The organism is Sphingosinicellaceae bacterium (assembly GCA_019285715.1).
Classification (GTDB): domain Bacteria; phylum Pseudomonadota; class Alphaproteobacteria; order Sphingomonadales; family Sphingomonadaceae; genus Glacieibacterium.
The window spans coordinates 3,966,065-3,982,180 of sequence record CP079108.1; the positions used below are offsets into that span (position 1 = coordinate 3,966,065).

Below are 16,116 nucleotides of genomic sequence, written 5' to 3' on the forward strand. Positions count from 1 at the left end.
GGTGAGACCCTCCGCCGCCCTCGACCTGCACCGGGACGCGGTGCGCGCGCTGATCGCCGCGCACCGCGCGGTCAATCCGCGCGTGTTCGGCTCAGTGGCTGCGGGTACGGATACCGAGGACAGCGATCTCGACCTGCTTGTCGACGCTTTGCCCGGTACGACCCTGTTCGATCTCGGAGACCTCTATGGGGAGTTGCAGAACCTCCTCGGTGTGCGGGTCGATCTGGTGACACCGGGCGATCTCTCGAAATACATCCGCGCCGATGTGGTCGCCGCCGCCCGCCCATTGTGATCGATGCGCGTGTCGGAAAGCTGCTGCGCCAGATGCAAGAATGCGGACGAAATGCTATCGACTATGTCGAGGGCCTGACGCGCGACGAGTTCCTGGCTTCGTCGCTGCAACAGAGTGCCGTCGCCATGATGATCGTCGTCATTGGCGAGATCGCAACAACGATCGCTGTCGAGTATCCAGTCTTCGCATCGTCGCACGCGGATGTGCGCTGGACCAGCATGCGCAACATGCGCAATCGCATCGCGCACGGCTATTACGACCTGAACTGGGAGGTCGTCTGGGACACCGTCGACGTCGACCTGCCCCCGCTCCTGACCTGGGTCGAAATGGTCCTGGATGCCGACGCCTGACGTCATCGTCATCGGCGCAGGCGCTGCCGGGATCGCGGCGGCGCGCCGGTTGCGCTCGGGCGGTGTATCCGTGCTGGTGCTCGAAGCGTCCGGCCGCATCGGCGGGCGCGCGCACACCGTCGTGCGCGAGGGGCTGGCGCTCGACCTCGGCTGCGGTTGGCTGCATTCCGCCGAGCGCAATCCGTGGGTCGGACTCGCCGAGGAGGCCGGGCTGACGGTCGACCGGTCGAACCCGGGCTGGGACCGGCAGTGGCGCGACCTCGGGTTGCCACCTGCTGACCATGCCGACTTCAGGCGCGCGTTCGAAGCCTTCGACGACGAGGTGGTGCGCCTGGCGGCGGGCGACGACGTGCCGCTGTCTGCGGCGCTCCCTGCTGCCGGTCGCTGGGCCGGCGCGATCGACGCGGTCGTCGGCTATCTCGACGGAGCGAGCGCGGGCGAAGTCTCGCTGCACGACCACCACGCCTTCGACAGCGAGGCCTCGACCAACAATTGGCGGATTCTTGAGGGCTACGGCACCGCGGTCGCGCGCGCCGCCGACGGCCTCGATATGCGACTGGGCACGCCGGTTTCGGCGGTCGAGGTCGTCGGTAGCGGCGTGCGGGTGACGACTCCGGGCGGGATCGTCGAGGCCTCGCGGGTCATCGTCACGGTTTCGAGCGGCATCCTCGCCTCCGGCGCCATCAGGTTCACGCCCGGCATTCCCGACGTCGTCGCTGCCGCTGCCGACCTGCCGATGGGCCGGGTCGGCAAACTGTTCCTCGCCGTCGAGGGCGCCGACGAGTTGCCGACCAACGGGCACCTCCGCGGCCGCCCCGGCGAGGCGCGCTCGGCCAGCCATCGCCTCCGCCCCTTCGGCTGGCCGGTGATCGAATGCTATTATGGCGGCCCCTATGCCGCCGACCTCGAAGCCAGTGGCGAGGCTGGCACAGCCGATGCGATGATCGGCGAACTGACCGGCCTGCTTGGCTCGAACTGGCGCGACCGCCTGCGCCCGCTGGCGATCAGCCGCTGGCACGACGAGCCGTACATCGGCGGGGCCTGGTCCTATGCCCGCCCGGGCCGGCGCGGGGCGCGGTTCCACCTCGCCGTCCCGGTCGCGGACCGCATCTTTTTCGCCGGCGAGGCGACACATCCGGTCGACATCGGCACCGCGCACGGCGCGCACGCCACCGGGGTCCGCGCCGCCGACGAAGTGCTGGCGAGCCTCGGTCGCGCTTGACGCTGCGTGCTGCACCCGCACAATGGCGGCGTGGCTAACGGGGGAGCAAGTTCAGCAGTGTCCGCCGTCGGGGGTCTTTTCGGGCGGTTTCTGCGGCTGGTGGTGATCGGCATCGTCGGGCTCGTGCTGCTCAGCGTATTGTGGGTCGTCGCCTACCGCTGGGTCGATCCGCCGATCACCTGGCCGATGGCGCGTGACGCGATCCATGGCCAGCATGTGGAGCGCAACTGGGTGCCGCTTACCGAGATCGCCAACGCCGTGCCGCGCGCCGCGATCGGCGCCGAGGACGCGAACTTCTGCAATCACAACGGCTTCGACATGAACGCGATCAGCAAGGCGTTCGAGCGCAACGCCGAGTCCAAGAAACTTCGCGGCGGCTCGACGATCTCCCAGCAGACCGCCAAGAACGCCTTCCTGTGGCCCGATCGGTCGTGGGTGCGAAAGGGTCTGGAGGCCTATTTCACCGTCCTGATCGAGGCGATCTGGGGCAAGCCGCGGATCATGGAGGTCTATCTCAACATCGCCGAGATGGGCCCCGGCATCTACGGCGTCGACGCCGCCGCTGGGCATTATTTCGGCAGCAGCGCCGGCAGACTGACCGCGCAACAGGCGGCGCGGCTGGTCACCATCCTGCCCCAGCCGATCAAGCGCGACGCCGCCGACCTGCACGGCGCCAACCGTCGCCATGCCCGCGCCATCGAGAAGCGCATCCGCGTCGTCCGCCGCGAGGCCATCGACTCCTGCCTCCGAGGCTAACGCCTTAACCAAAATTACTTGTTTCGGTACCGAACCGTGTTCATGATCGGCACGGGGTCGGGGGAAGTCATGCGCGCAGCGATAATGTGTGTCGTCGGAACGCGACCCGAGGGGGTCAAGCTGGCGCCCGTCATCCTGGCGCTGCGGGACCATCCGACGTTGCAACCCCTGGTGTGCGCCACCGGCCAGCACCGTGAACTGCTGAGGTCCGCCCTCGAGGGTTTCGGCATCGACGCCGACATCGACCTCGACGTCCTGCAGCGCGGCCAGACCCCCGCCGATGTCATCGCCTCGACGCTGCCCGCGTTGATGGCGGTGATTGCCGCCGCCGCCCCCGCCGCGGTCGTCGTCCAGGGCGACACCGCGACTGCCTTCGCGGCGGCGCAGGCGGCAGGCTATTCACGCGTCCCGCTTGTCCACGTCGAGGCCGGCCTCCGCACCGGGGTCGCTGACGAGCCCTTCCCCGAGGAGATGCACCGCCGCGCCATCGCGCAGCTCGCCAGCCTGCATTTCGCGCCGACGGTGACGGCCCAGCGCGCGCTGATCGCCGAGGGCATCGACCCGGCGAGGATCCACGTCACCGGCAACAGTGGTGTCGACGCGCTGCGGCTGGTCGAGGCGAGGCTCTCCGACCCGTTCGAAGCCGCTCGGCAGTTCGCGTCCCACCCCCGGCTCGATCCGTCGCGGCCGCTCGTCGTCGTCACGGTCCACCGTCGCGAGAATCACGACGCACCGCTGCACCGGATCATCGACGCGCTGGAGCGCCTCGTCGACGAAGGCGTCGAGGTCGTGCTCCCGGTCCATCCTCACCCCAAGATCGGCGAGGTGCTCCGGGCCCGCCTCGGGGAGAGGCCATTCGTTCACCTCGTGCCGCCGCTCGACCACGCCAGCTTCATCGCGCTGATGCGCCGCGCTGCGGTCGTATTGACCGATTCGGGTGGCGTGCAGGAGGAAGCGCCGGCGCTCGGCGTGCCGGTGCTGGTGATGCGCGGAGTCACCGAGCGCGCCGAGGGGATCGCGAGCGGCAATGCGCGAATGGTCGGCACCTCGACCGCCGCGATCGTTGCAGGCGTCCGCGCGCTCCTCGGGGACCCCCGCGCGCTCGCCCGGATGTCGGCGCCGGCGTTGCCCTACGGCGATGGCGAGGCGACGCCGCGCATCGTTGCGGTGATGGCTCGCCTGTTCGGACCGGCCTCGGCGCGGGCGGAGCTGGTTCACTAGCCAAAGGCGCGTATTGAACCGGCGATAAGCCCATCCGATATAGCTCAGGCGTCGGGGTCGATGGCTGGCGCTTTGACACCCGGGGGGCGCTGTGGCAAGGCACCGCGCCTGTGACGCACCGTACCCGGGGCGCAGGAGTCTGACACATCGTGATCAAAGCCGAATGGGGCACCAAGCGTGCCTGCCCGAAATGCAATACGCGGTTCTACGACCTCGGTCATGAAGACCCGGTGACGTGCATCGCCTGCGGCAACGCCTGGGCTCCCGAGCCGGTGCTCAAGTCCAAGCAGACCCAGTTGTTCGAAGTCGCGAAGCCCGCCGCCAAGGTCAACGACGAGACCTCGACCGACGACGATCTCGACATCGATGCCGACGAGGATGCCGCCGACGCACCCGATGTCGATCTCGGTGACGACGAGGAAGACCTCAACGCGGTCGTCGCGGGCAGCGACGAAGAGGAGCGCTGAGGCGCTGCCGGGCGGCGGGGGAATTCCCCCGCTTGCACCGGGCAGCGAATTGACTTAGGGCACCGCCTCCCGGACCAGCGGGAGATACGAGAGATGGGGCGTTAGCTCAGCTGGGAGAGCGCTACGATGGCATTGTAGAGGTCAACGGTTCGATCCCGTTACGCTCCACCATCTCTCTGTGCGGTAACAATATAAGTGCGCCGCTGGCGCACATGGATGCGCCGCTGTGCTCGACTACGAGGCGGGATCCCCCGAGCGGCATGCGAGAGCGACGCGAACGGCGCCTCGTTGCGGCATTCGTCGCGCAAGCTACCATCAATGGATCCACAAAAGCCGTTCTGTTGCGGCGTGCACCGGGTGATGTGATATCATTCGATGCGGACGTACTGTGGACAGCTCTGCGTATGCGGCTGTGGATAAGCAAAATAAAGATCGGCACCCGACCGACGCTTATGAACCCAGTCGTCGAGGCTACGATGTGCTCCGTAGGTTGTCAGGTCCTTACAAGCGGTAGTTGAGGCATTGGCATCGACACCACGACGGCAACGCGATTTGTCAGGGGGATCGCAACCGCCCAGAGTTGCATGCATAGGAGCGATTCGCTTGAACAGGTCGCGATCGACAGGGCGTATAACGAGAGAGGTTCAGATCGGATGCTATCTGACGAAACTTGAGGGTGCGATGCTGGCGTCGTACGCAGCGGATCTCGAGCTGTCTCGGCAAAATCTCTGCGCGCTGCTAGTGCTGAGAGAGATCACCCGTAGTCAGCTTGGCGATCTGAAGAAGCGCTTTGCAGGCTCAGAATCTCGTGCCAGGTCGACGAGAGTGACGGCCCGTATCTCAAGTCAGACGACCAAGACCGCCTTCTCGAAGATTGCCAAGGCGAACGGAGTCGGATCCGACGACGCAGCCGCGTTTGTGTTCCGTGCCGAGCTGCAGACTGGATGGTTGAAGGGAGCGTTGCATGCCTGAAACAGAATCGCAGTTGATTCCCCGATTCAGTCGAACTACGCTCGGAGCCTATGGCGACCCGGTCGAATAGTTGCAAGAGTTCTTGTTTTGTTCTATCGCATACAGTTCGAGTTAGCCTCGACGGAAAGAGACCTTCATGCCGATAATGTCCGTCGTCGAACGCAGCGATGCACGAGCTTCCGCACGCGTTCTCGCCAAGACCGCGAAGCGATGCATTGACGGCGAGCTCGAGGCGAAGACGCATCGGCATGCGCTCAACAATCTGTTCCGGTTACTCAACGCCTATCGGGCGCATGGTTTCGCGGGCTACGAGTACCAGGCTAGATCGCAACGCACCCCCGAGAAGCTGACTCTTATGCCTTCGACCGATCGGCATGTCGTCGATCTCGGTGTGGCGCTGGACAGCGCTCTCACCGAAATCTACGGCGAAGAGGATCGTGGCCAAGCGATCAACCATATCGATCTGGTGATCCGTTGCGTCGCCAAGTCGGATGCTCCGGATGAAGGAGAGCGCGCCCGCACGTCGCGTTTCCTCGACGCGTTCATCCATCGCCTCGCCGTACATTGAGCGTTGGATCCGCGGAGCTTTCTCGTCGAAGAATGGAAGAGCGTTACAGCGACGCTGAATGAGACCCTCCGACATGACTACGGGCCGGAACGCAGCCGCACCTACTTCGAGGAATGCCGAGTCCGCCTCGACGTCGTGGAGCAGGCGCTCGAAGACGAACCGGTCATGGACCGTGAAACCATCGCCGAGCACATGCGCGCTCTCGGCGCACTCGGCTCCCGCATATCGCTGATCGAACGTTCCCACCTCGGTGAATTCTCGTGGCCCTTCTCGACGATAATCGAGAACGTAGCGGAGAAGCTCTTCTTCGAAACCACCCTGGACGAACACGGCAACCCTAAGAAGATGGAGCCGATCGTCCATGTCGTCGCCGAAGGCACGGACTACCTGATCGTCGATGACGAAGTGCCGCCGCCGGGCGAGCGGCGCATCGTCATTGTCGCCTTTCCCCGTCAGCTCAAGCACCACGTTCTTCTGCACACCATCTTCGGTCACGAACTCTCACACGTCGCGATTAACGCGGAAGGGCCCGGACGCGACATGGCACGCGCGGTCCTGCCGCTGCTCTTCTACGGCCCGCTGCAGGACGAGACCCAGGCGTCGGCGTGGCTTCGCCGTGAGGATGCGCCGGCGACCATCCGGGCAACGGCGTCGGCTCCCGGATTCATCTTCCAGGAAGCTTGGCTGGCCAACTGGCGCAAGGAGATCGTCTGCGACCTCTTTGGGCTGATGCTGTTCGGCCCCGCGTTCGCGGCCTCGCACCGGACCATATTCGAGGCGCTTTGCCCACCCCCCGATTTCTTCGATCTCAGCAGTACGACGCACCCGCCCTATCCCGTCCGTCAGCGCATCCTCGCAACGGCGATCCACGTGCTTGAGTGGGATACGCCGGTCACGGTAGCCGCCGACGGCGCCGTCAACGACGCCGAGATTGGGTTGATATCGTACATCACCGAAGGCTTGGACGACCCGTGGTTCGCGATCTTCGACAAGCCTCATCTCGAGACGATCCTCAACGGTCTCGCGGAGGTCCTCGCACTGTAGATTTCCAGTGAGAAGTGACCCGGGAGCGGCATAAGTTTTCACTGAGATTTGACCCATGTTTGGACCTGCCTCTGGCTGACCGGCCGGAGGTATTAGGAGTGATCAACATGGATTTACTGAGCGTAGTACGTCGCTGGCGTTTCCGGCAGAAGCTCGCACTTCGGGAGATCGAGCGGCGCAGCGGCTTGTCGCGCAACACGATCCGCAAGTACCTGCGCGCTGAGACGGTTGAGCCGCAGTTCAAGGTTCCCGACCGGCCGAGCAAGCTGGACCCATTTGCCGAGAAGCTGTCGGGCTGGCTGGTGATCAATGCCGGCAAGTCGCGCAAGCAGAAGCGCACGGCCAAGCAGATGCACGCCGATCTGGTCGTCTTGGGCTACGATGGATCTTACGGCCGTGTCGCGTCATATGTGCGGGCGTGGAAGGCTGATCGACAGATTGAACAGCAGACCAGCGGCCGCGGCACCTTCGTGCCGCTGGTGTTCCAGCCAGGCGAGGCCTTCCAGTTCGACTGGAGCGAAGACTGGGCCATTATAGGCGGCGAGCGCGTCAAGCTGCAGGCGGCGCACACGAAGCTGTCACACAGCAAGGCCTTCATTGTACGGGCCTATCCGCTCCAGACCCACGAGATGCTGTTCGACGCGATGACCCAGGCGTTCCGGGTTCTGGGCGGCGTTCCGCAGCGCGGGATCTTCGACAACATGAAGACCGCCGTCGACCGGATCGGTACCGGCAAAGCCCGGCAGGTCAACGCCCGCTTTGCCGCGATGGCCAGCCATTACCTGTTCGAGCCCGAGTTCTGCAACCCGGCGTCGGGGTGGGAGAAGGGCCAGGTCGAGAAGAACGTGCAGGATGCGCGGCGCCGCCTATGGCAGCAACTGCCGAGCTTCCCGGATATCGATGCGCTCAATGTCTGGCTCGAGGAACAATGCATCGCGCAGTGGAGCGAGATCCAGCACGGCAGCTTGCCCGGCACTGTCGCTGATGTGCATGCGCAAGAGGTCGGCAATCTGATGCCGCTGGGTCGGCCCTTCGACGGCTTCGTCGAGCACACCAAGCGGGTCTCGCCGATCTGCCTCCTGCATTTTGAGCGCAACCGTTACAGCGTGCCGGCCTCGTTCGCCAACCGCCCGGTCAGCGTCAGGATCTATCCCGAGCGGATCGTCGTGGCGGCCGAGGGGCTGATCCTGTGCGAGCATGCCCGCATCATCGAGCGGTCTCATCACCTGCCCGGGCGGACCATCTATGACTGGCGGCACTATCTGGCGGTGATCCAGCGCAAGCCTGGGGCGCTGCGGAATGGCGCGCCGTTCACGCAACTGCCCGATGCGTTCAAGCAGCTGCAAAGTCAGTTACTGCGCTGCGCCGGCGGCGATCGCGAGATGGCCGAGATCCTGGCGCTCGTGCTGCAGCATGACGAACAGGCGGTTCTTTGCGCGGTCGAACTGGCACTGGAGGCTGGCGTCGCGACCAAGACCCACGTCCTCAACGTTCTGCACCGGCTCACCGATGGTAAGGCTACGCCAGCCTCCCCGATCGACGCCCCGCAGGCGCTGCGCCTTGCGCAAGAGCCGCTCGCCGATGTCGGGCGATATGACGGTCTTCGCGATGGAGGGCTGCGCCATGCGTCATGATCCCGCCAGCGCCGCAGTGGTCGTCATGCTCAAGGCGCTCAAGATGTACGGCATGGCCCAGGCGGTCGGCGACCTTATCGAGCAAGGCGCCCCGGCGTTCGAGGCGGCAGTGCCGATCATCTCCCAGCTGCTCAAGGCAGAGATGGCCGAGCGGGAGGTCCGCTCGATCGCCTACCAGATCAAGGCTGCCCGGTTCCCGGCCTACAAGGATCTAGCCGGGTTCGACTTCGCTTCCAGCGAAGTGAACGAGGCAATGGTCCGCCAACTGCACCGCGGTGACTTTATCGACGGCGGCGACAACGTCGTACTGATCGGCGGTCCCGGCACCGGAAAATCCCACGTCGCCACCGCGCTGGGCGTCCAGGCTGTCGAACATCACCGCAAGAAGGTCCGGTTCTTTGCCACGGTCGATCTGGTCAATGCGCTTGAACAGGAAAAGGCAATGAACAAAGCCGGCCAGCTTGCCGAGCGCCTGCTGCGCCTTGACCTCATTATCCTCGATGAACTGGGCTACCTGCCGTTCAGCCCGTCAGGCGGGGCGTTGTTGTTCCATCTGCTCAGCAAACTCTATGAGCGTACCAGCGTCATCATCACCACCAACCTCAGCTTCAGCGAATGGGCCGAGGTGTTCGGTGATGCCAAGATGACCACCGCCCTGCTCGACAGGCTTACCCACCACTGCCACATTCTCGAAACCGGCAACGACAGCTTCCGGTTCAGGGCAAGCGCTGCTGCGCCCAAAACACGGAAGGAGAAATCATCAACTTGACCCACACCCCGCATCGCGGGACATAACTTCACCCGGGTCAAATCTCGATGAAAACCCCGGGTCACTTCTCAGTGGAAATCTACAGGCTTCCGAACGACCGCTTTGTAGCGCCAGGCGGATCTCAGTATCTCGCAACCTCACGCGTGATCGGCTGAAAGTGCACGATAGCACGACCGATCGTCTTTGCATGGCCGACCACGTCGCCGGTTCCCCCCGAGCCTGCCGCCGGCTCCCCGTCCCAGACCGCCAGTAGGACGTCACAGTCGTCGGCAACGCGCATTCCCGCTGCGAGGAATGCCGCTTCGTCGTCCTTCGCCTCGGGCATCATGATCACCTCGGACGATGATAGTAGGCGTTGATAGCGAGAGAGGTCTTCGCCACGGAAGTTCTCCTCATATCCCTCGAGCGGGATGATCGCGGTCAGCGCTCCCTGCGCCTGCAGTATCTCTTCCGCGAAAACCTGATCGGCACCCCGCGCCAGCGAGGATAGGCCGCGCAGGTCCGGCCCTCCGCACTGCACTTCTCCGCGGATCATCACGCGGACCCATGCCCAGTCGATCCCTTCGCGTTCCTGATGCCCCGTTATGCCGTAGATCATTTCCGCTTCTTGGCAGCCTTCGTCACCGCCGCGATGCTGGTCTCGCCCGTCGCCTTCCGCATCGTCTCCAGCTTAGCGAGAGGGGAGAACTGGTGTATCGGGTCGGGGAGGTTCTTGTTCAGCGTGTCGCCACGCTTCTGCTGGATCCGTCCGGTTTTCGGCGGCGCCGTGTCACGATGACGGCCGTCCAAGCCAGGTTCCTTCATCGCCCACTCCAGATCAAAGCTGTGGTGTTCACCTTACCAGCCCCGAGCAGACACGGGAACCGGTGCGGCCCGAGAATTCGAGGAACTCCCGATTAACTCGCTCCCGGCCATCCCTCGAAGGACAGAAAGGCCGGAAGACGATCCGGTGCGAAGCTTGAGATTCGCCAACCGAACGGTCAGCGGTAGCGGGTGAGGCTGGTGACCTCAAAGAATGCGGGTCCGCTGACCCTCGGGTGGGCGGCGTCGGAGTAGATGTTCCTCGCCAACCAGAACTCCTCGGCCATCCGCTCAGTGTCGGGCACCTCCCGCGCCCACACCCTGTCGACGGGATCCCAGCCATACCCTCGCGCCTTGAGCTGGTCCTTGACTTCGAAGTTGGCGCCGATGGCGCGGACGACCCAGCTGGGCAACTCGGCCCGCTCGATCAACCTGGACAACGCAGTGCGCCCGTCCGACGCGACATGGGTCAGCAGAGCGATCACCGCGTCGACGTCGGCGGTCGCCCGGTGGGCGTCGTAGAACCAGCCGATCTGCGACACCAACCAGCCCAGTGAGCGGCCTTCGAGGGCATGATCCTTCCAGTCGATGCCGACGCAGGAACACGCCCAGGCGAGACCGGACGCCGTGGGCAGCCGCCGTTCGACGAACTTGCGGTCGAAGCCCGCGTTGTGTCCGATGCGGTAGTCCGCCGATGCGATGATCTTGACCGCGAGGTTGTCGTCCAGGCGATGTCCGGCCACCGCGGCGTCGGTCAGACCGGTGATCCTGGTCACCTCGTGCGGGATGGGCGCCGAGGGCTCCTGCAACCAGGAATACGCCCTGTCGATCTTCGTGATGATTCCGGCGGCGTCGTAGCGGAAGCGCCGCAGCGCCAACTCGATGATCTCGTCGTGCTCGTGGTCGAGGCCGGTGGTCTCGCAGTCGATGACCACACCGACGAACGGTGCAGCCGGGTCGCCGAGGCCGGTCGGACCTTCGACAAGGCGCAGGCGCCTCAAAATGCGGACGTCGTCGTCGCCATCGGCCACTAAGCCCGAACGTTGATCATCAATGTCCATCGGTCATCTCCCAGTAAGAGGCCTCGCGAGCGGTCAGCCGCCGCCTGCCCAAGCGGCGGCTGACAATGCCGTGCGGGATCACGCATCCATGCGCTGCTCGAAGTTCAGATCGAGTCCGCCGGCGACCGGAGACACGGGATCGGCGTCGACCTTCTCGAGGAGATCGGCGACGGCCGGGGCGACGAGAGCCTGAGCGAAGGCCTGTGTCCGATCGAAGCCGGGGGTGATGGCAGCCCCGGTGGCAGCGGTCCCGTAGCGCGCCCAGAGCCGTGCCGCGATCTCCGCCGGACTAGACGCCACCGAGGCGTGAAAGGCGTGAAGCAGCGCACCGCCGGTGCGGTCGGCGATCGTCGCGGTGTAGAGACGCGGCCGACCGTCCGGTTGGCCCGCAGGTGTGCCCTCGCCGTTCGCCGGACCGAGATCGCAATGGTCGGCGGGGGTCTCATGCATGTCGAGCTCGGCGTCGTCCGAGAACAGGTCGTCGAGGTCGTCCGGGTCGGCGTCCAAGCCGAGCGCCAACCCGTGCAGGAGCATGGCGCGCATGAAGGGCTGATGCTCACGACAGGCGCTCAAGGCGTTGCGGCCGTCGAACAGGCGCCGGGGCGCGAGCATCCACGCCATGGGGTCATGCTCCGAACCCTCGGCCGCGAAGCGAGTGGCGGCCTGCGCCGCGATGAGCGCGACGCGGCACAGTCCCCGCGCCGTCGTGATGACCGACACGTCCCGAGGATCGTCGATGCCGATCGGATCCTCATAGGCCAGGGGCTGGGTGACGAGCGAACTGTGATGCGGGGCCCGATTCAATACATTCATCTGCATGTTCATTCCCTTCGTACCGTCGACGGGACCTGCCGTCCCTGTGCCCGGCGGCGAACGGGGACGGCACCCGCTCATCGTCGCGCATCCAACATAGACCTCCATTCGCAACAATACAATAGTTCCGGAACTGCCGAATGATTGGATCAGGGGTTAGTTGATTGTTAAGTCGGTTCTGCTAATCCCGAACGATGGAACTGGAAGCCGCCGCTGCCGTGATGTCAGCCTTGGGACAGACGACGAGATTGAAGGTGGTGACGCTCTTGGCCGACCACGAGCCGACGGGGCTTCCGGCGAGCGAGATCGCCGATCTGGTGGGCACGCCCCGCAATACCATGTCCGGGCATCTCGGCATCCTCTCGAACGCCGGGATCGTCACGTCGAGCCGGTCCGGTCGGACCATCACGTACCGGTTGTGTCAGAACGTGGTGGCCAACATCGCGGATATTATCGGCAGACTTTCGCCCGCCAAGTTGCCGAACGTCTCGAAAAGGCGCCGGGTCTAGCGTCAGCATCGGGAGCGGGCGCCAAGGGCATGCGTTTGCAGAATGCAGCGACCGGACGTCTCGCCCGCTCGCCTCTGTGGCCTTCGTGTCTCGTAGCTGGACCGCTAACGGTCGCCTTGGTCCAAGTGCAGAACCCGGTATCTAACGCAAAGTCGGGCTGACCGCTGCTCGTGGCGGCCGACGCACGGCCTGTCGGTGACGAGTCCCGTCAAGGCAACGGTTTGAGCTCCCAGTAGATGTGGCTCACGGCGACCTTGCTCGTGAAGTGGCACGAGAAGCAGTTGGTGCCCTGCGCGAAGGTCTCGATGGTCGCGTTGGCCAGCTGGTTGGTGCCGACCTCGTTGCCTCCGCTCGGGGCGGCGCCGCCGATCGTCCAGGTGGTGCCGACCTGGAAGTAGCTCTTGCGGACGTCACCGGCGACCAGTTGGCTGAGGACGCTGGCGTTCGCGGAGATGACCTGCGTGTTCAGCGACGTGTTGGTTCCGATGGTGCCCCACGGAAAGGCGCGGATGACGGCGCTCGGAGCGACCGGCGGTCCGGTGATCGCCGTCCCGTTCCAGCTCGCCTTCATCGCGTTGAACGGACCCCCCGAACCGGACGGGGTGAACGTCCAGCTGCCGGCGGTGTTCTGGGTGACGGTCTTCAAGCCGGTGGTCGAATTGTACTTGTAGGTCGCGTTCGGAGCGTTGTCGGCGTGCTCGAAGCTGCCCCACACCATCTCGCCGTGGCCCTTGGTGCTGCCGACGACGTGGACGCCGACCATCACGAGTTTCACGGCCTTCTGGCCAAAGTGAATCCAGTTGTTCGGATCGCTCGTGTTGAACGTCGGCACGATCGCCGTGGTCTGCACGTACGACGCGGGATCCGCGACGGACATCGCCTCCACCCAACTCGACTTCGTCTCCACGGCCAGCGCGTCGGGTTCGAGGATCGTATGACCCTTGCCCGCGGCGAAGGCCTTCACCGCCGCACCGTCCGCGGCCGTCAGCGGGAACGTGATGCCGGTGTTGGCAGGTATGACCGCCGCTCCCTGCATCGTACGGTGATACGCATATCCGCGCGCATCGGAGCAGGCCGCGTTTGCGCTGGCCGAGCGGGGGGTGCGGGCGTCGGTGGTCCGTCCCGCGCGCTCGGTGCACGGGGTGGGCGAGCGTCACGGCTTCGTGCCTCAGCTCGCCGGTGTTGCTCGCGAGAAAGGCTTTTTAGCTTTTGTAGGAGACGGACAGAGCCCGTGGCCCGCCGTGCATCGGCTAGATGCGGCGCGCGTGTTTCGCCTCGCGCTCGAGCGGGGCGTCGGAGGTGAGGCATATCATGCCGTCGCCGAAGGCTTATCGTTCAAGCTCATGGTCGAGGCGATCGGCAGGCAAGTCGGCGTGCCCTCGAGGTCCTTGGCTCCAGACGCGGCCGAAGCGCACTTCGGCGCTTTAGCGATCTGGCTAACTGGCAGTGGCACTGTGTCCAGCGAGTGGACCAAAAAGGTTCTCGGATGGCAGCCGAAAGAGATCGGCCTGATCCAGGACATCGATCGGCCGGAGTATTTCGCGTGAGCGCCGCCCACACCGGGGCGGCGAGCACGACCATGCAGATCCATCGCAGCAGGACCGCGCCGACTGTTGCGCGACGATCTGGGTGAGAGACGCATTGCCTCGCCTGATTTGCTCCCGCGGCGGGGGTCGTTGCCTCATTTAAAATGCTCTCGAGATTGTTCGGGAGCGAGCTATGAGGACGGTGAGCATGGCAACGCGTACGGAGCTGGTCGCTGCGATCAGCGAACGGTACCGATCGGCTGATCGAGCAAGCAAGGGCCGGGTGCTGGACGAGTTCGTTGCGGTGACGGGATTTCACCGCAAGCATGCGATGCGGCTGATGCGGGCGGGCCCCGCGGTCACGACGGCGAACGTCCGCATCGAGCGTCGGATCTACGACGAGGCGGCCCGGACCGCGCTTATCGTGCTCTGGGAGGCGGCGGATCGGCTGTGCGGCAAGCGATTGCGACCGCTCATTCCGATCCTGCTGGAGGCGATGGAGCGCCATGGCCATCTGGACTTGGCGCCGGCGGTGAGGTCGCAGCTGACGAAGATGAGCGCGGCAACGATCGATCGCGTGCTTCGCGCCGCAAAGGCCGGTAATCGCAAACCGCGGCGACGTGGTGTCGCGGGAACGGCGCTCCGGCAAAGCGTACCGATCAGGACGTTTGACGACTGGGACAATCCGGCACCGGGGTATGTCGAAGCCGATCTCGTATCGCACAGCGGTCCGGTCGCGAAGGGAAGCTTTGCGTGGACGTTCACGTTGACTGACATCGCGACCGGCTGGACTGAGTGCGCGCCGCTACTGGTTCGCGAGCAGACGGTGCTCGTCGCGGTGCTTAGCGAGGTGCGCAGGCTGATGCCGTTCCCGCTGCTGGGGTTCGACACTGACAACGATAGCGTCTTCATCAACGAGACGGTGCGCGATTACTGCGCTGCCTCCGACATCGCGTTCACGCGCTGCCGACCCTATCGCAAGAACGACCAGGCATGGGTGGAGCAAAAGAACGGATCAGTCGTGCGCCGCCTGGCTGGCTATCGTCGCTTCGAGGGGCTGGAGGCGACCGTTGCGCTGGCTGAGCTGTACGCGGCGTCGCGCCTGTTCGTGAACTTCTTCCAGCCCTCGTTCAAGCTGGCCGAGAAGCACCGCGACGGTGCGCGGGTTCGCAAGCGCTATCATGCACCAGCGACGCCCTATCAGCGGTTGCTCGACGATCCGCGGGTATCTGATAAGACCCGGACACGCGTGCGTGCGATCTTTGCCGACCTCGATCCCGTCCGCTTGCTGCGCGATATCAGGGCGGCCCAACAGCGGCTGGTCGCCCTTGCCGACATGGTCAGCCCAGTACCGGTGAGCGAGCAGCCCGCGGCCCCACCATTGGACGCGTTCCTCTCCAGCTTGCAAACGATATGGCAGGGCGGTGAAGCGCGACCGACTGCATCCAATAAACCGGTCATCAAGCGCGGTCGTCGCCGTCCCGATCCGCTGATCGAGGTGAGCGAGCAGTTGAAGCGCTGGTTCGAGGACGAGCCGTGGCGCACCGGCAGGGAGCTGCTGGAAAAACTTCAGGTCGAGCGGCCCGACAACTATCCCGATGGCCTGATCCGTACCGTCCAGCGCCGCCTTAAGGTCTGGCGGTCCGAATACGCTCACGCACTGGTGTTCACTCATTCCGGGCTGGCGGCGGAATCTCCTACGGATACGGCGATGCCGGTGTCGGTGCTAGTCGAAGGTTGATGGGACGCTGCTCCGCTTCGCCTACGGCTCCGCTCCACAGCGTCCCATCAACCGGGAATCGACCTCGCCTGGTGATCGGCGTAGGGGAACACTCTGGTGAGGCAACGGCATCACCGCTCGGGAACATCTTCTCGTGAGGCAACACGGTTCTCACCGTGATTGTCGCGCAGCACAAGCCTGAATCTGTCGAACTGAATGATCTAGGCGTCTTGGCGCGGGTTGAGGGGACGGCATCGTCGAGGGGCGAAGTCCGCGATCCGTCATGCGGCCGGCGATCAGCGCCCTCTCCTTGCGCCGTGCGCCTCTACCGTCTTGGGCGCGCGATCTTCCTGGATCGGCACCGACGGACAGTTCGGCGAGTTGGTCGAGG

20 protein-coding genes and 1 tRNA gene are annotated in these 16,116 nt (G+C 64.9%); 15 read left to right on the forward strand and 6 right to left on the reverse strand.

The features are described 5' to 3' along the window. Position 1 precedes the first annotated feature (1 nt). The 7 genes from KX816_18285 to KX816_18315 all read left to right on the forward strand — a co-directional run bounded on the left by KX816_18285 (position 2) and on the right by KX816_18315 (position 4,479). Positions 2-292 (forward strand): nucleotidyltransferase family protein, encoded by a 291-nt coding sequence (locus KX816_18285; GenBank protein ID QXQ06109.1) that lies wholly within the window; start codon positions 2-4, stop codon positions 290-292. Continuing rightward, the gene (locus KX816_18290; GenBank protein QXQ06110.1) at positions 289-642 is read left to right on the forward strand and encodes a DUF86 domain-containing protein; all 354 of its coding nucleotides are present in this window, start codon (positions 289-291) and stop codon (positions 640-642) included. The genes KX816_18285 and KX816_18290 overlap by 4 nt, the downstream gene beginning before the upstream one ends. Next, entirely contained in the window at positions 629-1,864 is a 1,236-nt protein-coding gene (locus tag KX816_18295; GenBank protein QXQ06111.1) for an FAD-dependent oxidoreductase, read from the forward strand. The genes KX816_18290 and KX816_18295 overlap by 14 nt, the downstream gene beginning before the upstream one ends. 57 nt (positions 1,865-1,921) lie before the next feature. Further along, positions 1,922-2,620, forward strand: coding sequence for a monofunctional biosynthetic peptidoglycan transglycosylase (gene mtgA / locus KX816_18300; GenBank protein QXQ06112.1), 699 nt, complete (start codon positions 1,922-1,924; stop codon positions 2,618-2,620). 69 nt (positions 2,621-2,689) lie between these two features. Then, a complete protein-coding gene (gene wecB / locus KX816_18305; protein ID QXQ06113.1) occupies positions 2,690-3,841 on the forward strand; it encodes a UDP-N-acetylglucosamine 2-epimerase (non-hydrolyzing) in 1,152 nt (383 codons plus the stop codon). A gap of 149 nt (positions 3,842-3,990) precedes the next feature. Next, positions 3,991-4,308: an FYDLN acid domain-containing protein gene (locus tag KX816_18310; protein ID QXQ06114.1), complete on the forward strand. Its 318-nt coding sequence runs from the start codon at positions 3,991-3,993 to the stop codon at positions 4,306-4,308. Between the two features lie 95 nt (positions 4,309-4,403). Next, positions 4,404-4,479: transfer RNA gene (locus KX816_18315), tRNA-Ala, on the forward strand. Here the strand turns inward: KX816_18315 and KX816_18320 are convergent. Further along, positions 4,467-4,670 carry a transposase gene (locus KX816_18320; GenBank protein ID QXQ08666.1) on the reverse strand — a complete coding sequence of 68 codons (204 nt, stop codon included), beginning with the start codon at positions 4,668-4,670 and terminating at the stop codon, positions 4,467-4,469. The two genes, KX816_18315 and KX816_18320, sit on opposite strands and share 13 nt — an antisense overlap. Before the next feature lie 319 nt (positions 4,671-4,989). On the opposite strand from KX816_18320, the gene KX816_18325 reads away from it, so the two are divergent. The 5 genes from KX816_18325 to istB all read left to right on the forward strand — a co-directional run bounded on the left by KX816_18325 (position 4,990) and on the right by istB (position 9,295). Beyond that, entirely contained in the window at positions 4,990-5,280 is a 291-nt protein-coding gene (locus KX816_18325; protein QXQ06115.1) for a hypothetical protein, read from the forward strand. A gap of 145 nt (positions 5,281-5,425) precedes the next feature. Then, a complete protein-coding gene (locus KX816_18330; protein QXQ06116.1) occupies positions 5,426-5,848 on the forward strand; it encodes a hypothetical protein in 423 nt (140 codons plus the stop codon). Between the two features lie 3 nt (positions 5,849-5,851). Beyond that, positions 5,852-6,892, forward strand: coding sequence for a hypothetical protein (locus KX816_18335; GenBank protein ID QXQ06117.1), 1,041 nt, complete (start codon positions 5,852-5,854; stop codon positions 6,890-6,892). Positions 6,893-6,999: 107 nt separating this feature from the next. Beyond that, positions 7,000-8,526 carry an IS21 family transposase gene (gene istA / locus KX816_18340; GenBank protein QXQ06118.1) on the forward strand — a complete coding sequence of 509 codons (1,527 nt, stop codon included), beginning with the start codon at positions 7,000-7,002 and terminating at the stop codon, positions 8,524-8,526. Beyond that, positions 8,516-9,295 (forward strand): IS21-like element helper ATPase IstB, encoded by a 780-nt coding sequence (istB, locus tag KX816_18345; protein ID QXQ08667.1) that lies wholly within the window; start codon positions 8,516-8,518, stop codon positions 9,293-9,295. The genes istA and istB overlap by 11 nt, the downstream gene beginning before the upstream one ends. 121 nt (positions 9,296-9,416) lie before the next feature. Here istB and KX816_18350 read toward each other — a convergent pair whose 3' ends face one another. The 4 genes from KX816_18350 to KX816_18365 all read right to left on the reverse strand — a co-directional run bounded on the left by KX816_18350 (position 9,417) and on the right by KX816_18365 (position 11,982). Beyond that, the gene (locus KX816_18350) at positions 9,417-9,893 is read right to left on the reverse strand and encodes a hypothetical protein (GenBank protein QXQ06119.1); all 477 of its coding nucleotides are present in this window, start codon (positions 9,891-9,893) and stop codon (positions 9,417-9,419) included. After that, on the reverse strand, positions 9,890-10,084 hold the full coding sequence (locus tag KX816_18355; GenBank protein QXQ06120.1) for a hypothetical protein: 195 nt from the start codon (positions 10,082-10,084) through the stop codon (positions 9,890-9,892). Before KX816_18355 ends, KX816_18350 begins: the two co-directional genes overlap by 4 nt. Before the next feature lie 191 nt (positions 10,085-10,275). Then, the gene (locus KX816_18360) at positions 10,276-11,157 is read right to left on the reverse strand and encodes a DNA polymerase III subunit epsilon (GenBank protein QXQ06121.1); all 882 of its coding nucleotides are present in this window, start codon (positions 11,155-11,157) and stop codon (positions 10,276-10,278) included. 78 nt (positions 11,158-11,235) lie between these two features. Beyond that, a complete protein-coding gene (locus tag KX816_18365; protein ID QXQ06122.1) occupies positions 11,236-11,982 on the reverse strand; it encodes a hypothetical protein in 747 nt (248 codons plus the stop codon). Positions 11,983-12,164: 182 nt separating this feature from the next. Between KX816_18365 and KX816_18370 the strand changes: the two genes are divergently transcribed. Continuing rightward, positions 12,165-12,479, forward strand: coding sequence for a metalloregulator ArsR/SmtB family transcription factor (locus KX816_18370; GenBank protein QXQ06123.1), 315 nt, complete (start codon positions 12,165-12,167; stop codon positions 12,477-12,479). Between the two features lie 208 nt (positions 12,480-12,687). Here the strand turns inward: KX816_18370 and KX816_18375 are convergent, their stop codons facing one another. After that, a complete protein-coding gene (locus KX816_18375) occupies positions 12,688-13,515 on the reverse strand; it encodes a hypothetical protein (protein QXQ06124.1) in 828 nt (275 codons plus the stop codon). A 106-nt stretch (positions 13,516-13,621) separates the two neighbouring features. Here KX816_18375 and KX816_18380 point away from each other — a divergent pair, with 106 nt between their 5' ends. Both KX816_18380 and KX816_18385 read left to right on the forward strand, forming a co-directional pair. Further along, the gene (locus KX816_18380; GenBank protein QXQ06125.1) at positions 13,622-14,026 is read left to right on the forward strand and encodes a hypothetical protein; all 405 of its coding nucleotides are present in this window, start codon (positions 13,622-13,624) and stop codon (positions 14,024-14,026) included. Between the two features lie 172 nt (positions 14,027-14,198). After that, positions 14,199-15,746, forward strand: coding sequence for a DDE-type integrase/transposase/recombinase (locus tag KX816_18385; protein QXQ06126.1), 1,548 nt, complete (start codon positions 14,199-14,201; stop codon positions 15,744-15,746). Positions 15,747-16,116 lie beyond the last annotated feature (370 nt).

Coding starts and splice junctions, on each gene's coding strand:
- KX816_18295 (QXQ06111.1), top strand. CDS start 629: ATGCCGACGCCTGACGTCATCGTCATCGGCGCAGGCGCTGCCGGGATC.
- wecB (QXQ06113.1), top strand. CDS start 2,690: ATGCGCGCAGCGATAATGTGTGTCGTCGGAACGCGACCCGAGGGGGTC.
- KX816_18325 (QXQ06115.1), top strand. CDS start 4,990: ATGCTGGCGTCGTACGCAGCGGATCTCGAGCTGTCTCGGCAAAATCTC.
- KX816_18330 (QXQ06116.1), top strand. CDS start 5,426: ATGTCCGTCGTCGAACGCAGCGATGCACGAGCTTCCGCACGCGTTCTC.
- istA (QXQ06118.1), top strand. CDS start 7,000: ATGGATTTACTGAGCGTAGTACGTCGCTGGCGTTTCCGGCAGAAGCTC.
- istB (QXQ08667.1), top strand. CDS start 8,516: ATGCGTCATGATCCCGCCAGCGCCGCAGTGGTCGTCATGCTCAAGGCG.
- KX816_18350 (QXQ06119.1), bottom strand. CDS start 9,893: ATGATCTACGGCATAACGGGGCATCAGGAACGCGAAGGGATCGACTGG.
- KX816_18360 (QXQ06121.1), bottom strand. CDS start 11,157: ATGGACATTGATGATCAACGTTCGGGCTTAGTGGCCGATGGCGACGAC.
- KX816_18365 (QXQ06122.1), bottom strand. CDS start 11,982: ATGAACATGCAGATGAATGTATTGAATCGGGCCCCGCATCACAGTTCG.
- KX816_18370 (QXQ06123.1), top strand. CDS start 12,165: ATGGAACTGGAAGCCGCCGCTGCCGTGATGTCAGCCTTGGGACAGACG.
- KX816_18375 (QXQ06124.1), bottom strand. CDS start 13,515: ATGCAGGGAGCGGCGGTCATACCTGCCAACACCGGCATCACGTTCCCG.
- KX816_18385 (QXQ06126.1), top strand. CDS start 14,199: ATGAGGACGGTGAGCATGGCAACGCGTACGGAGCTGGTCGCTGCGATC.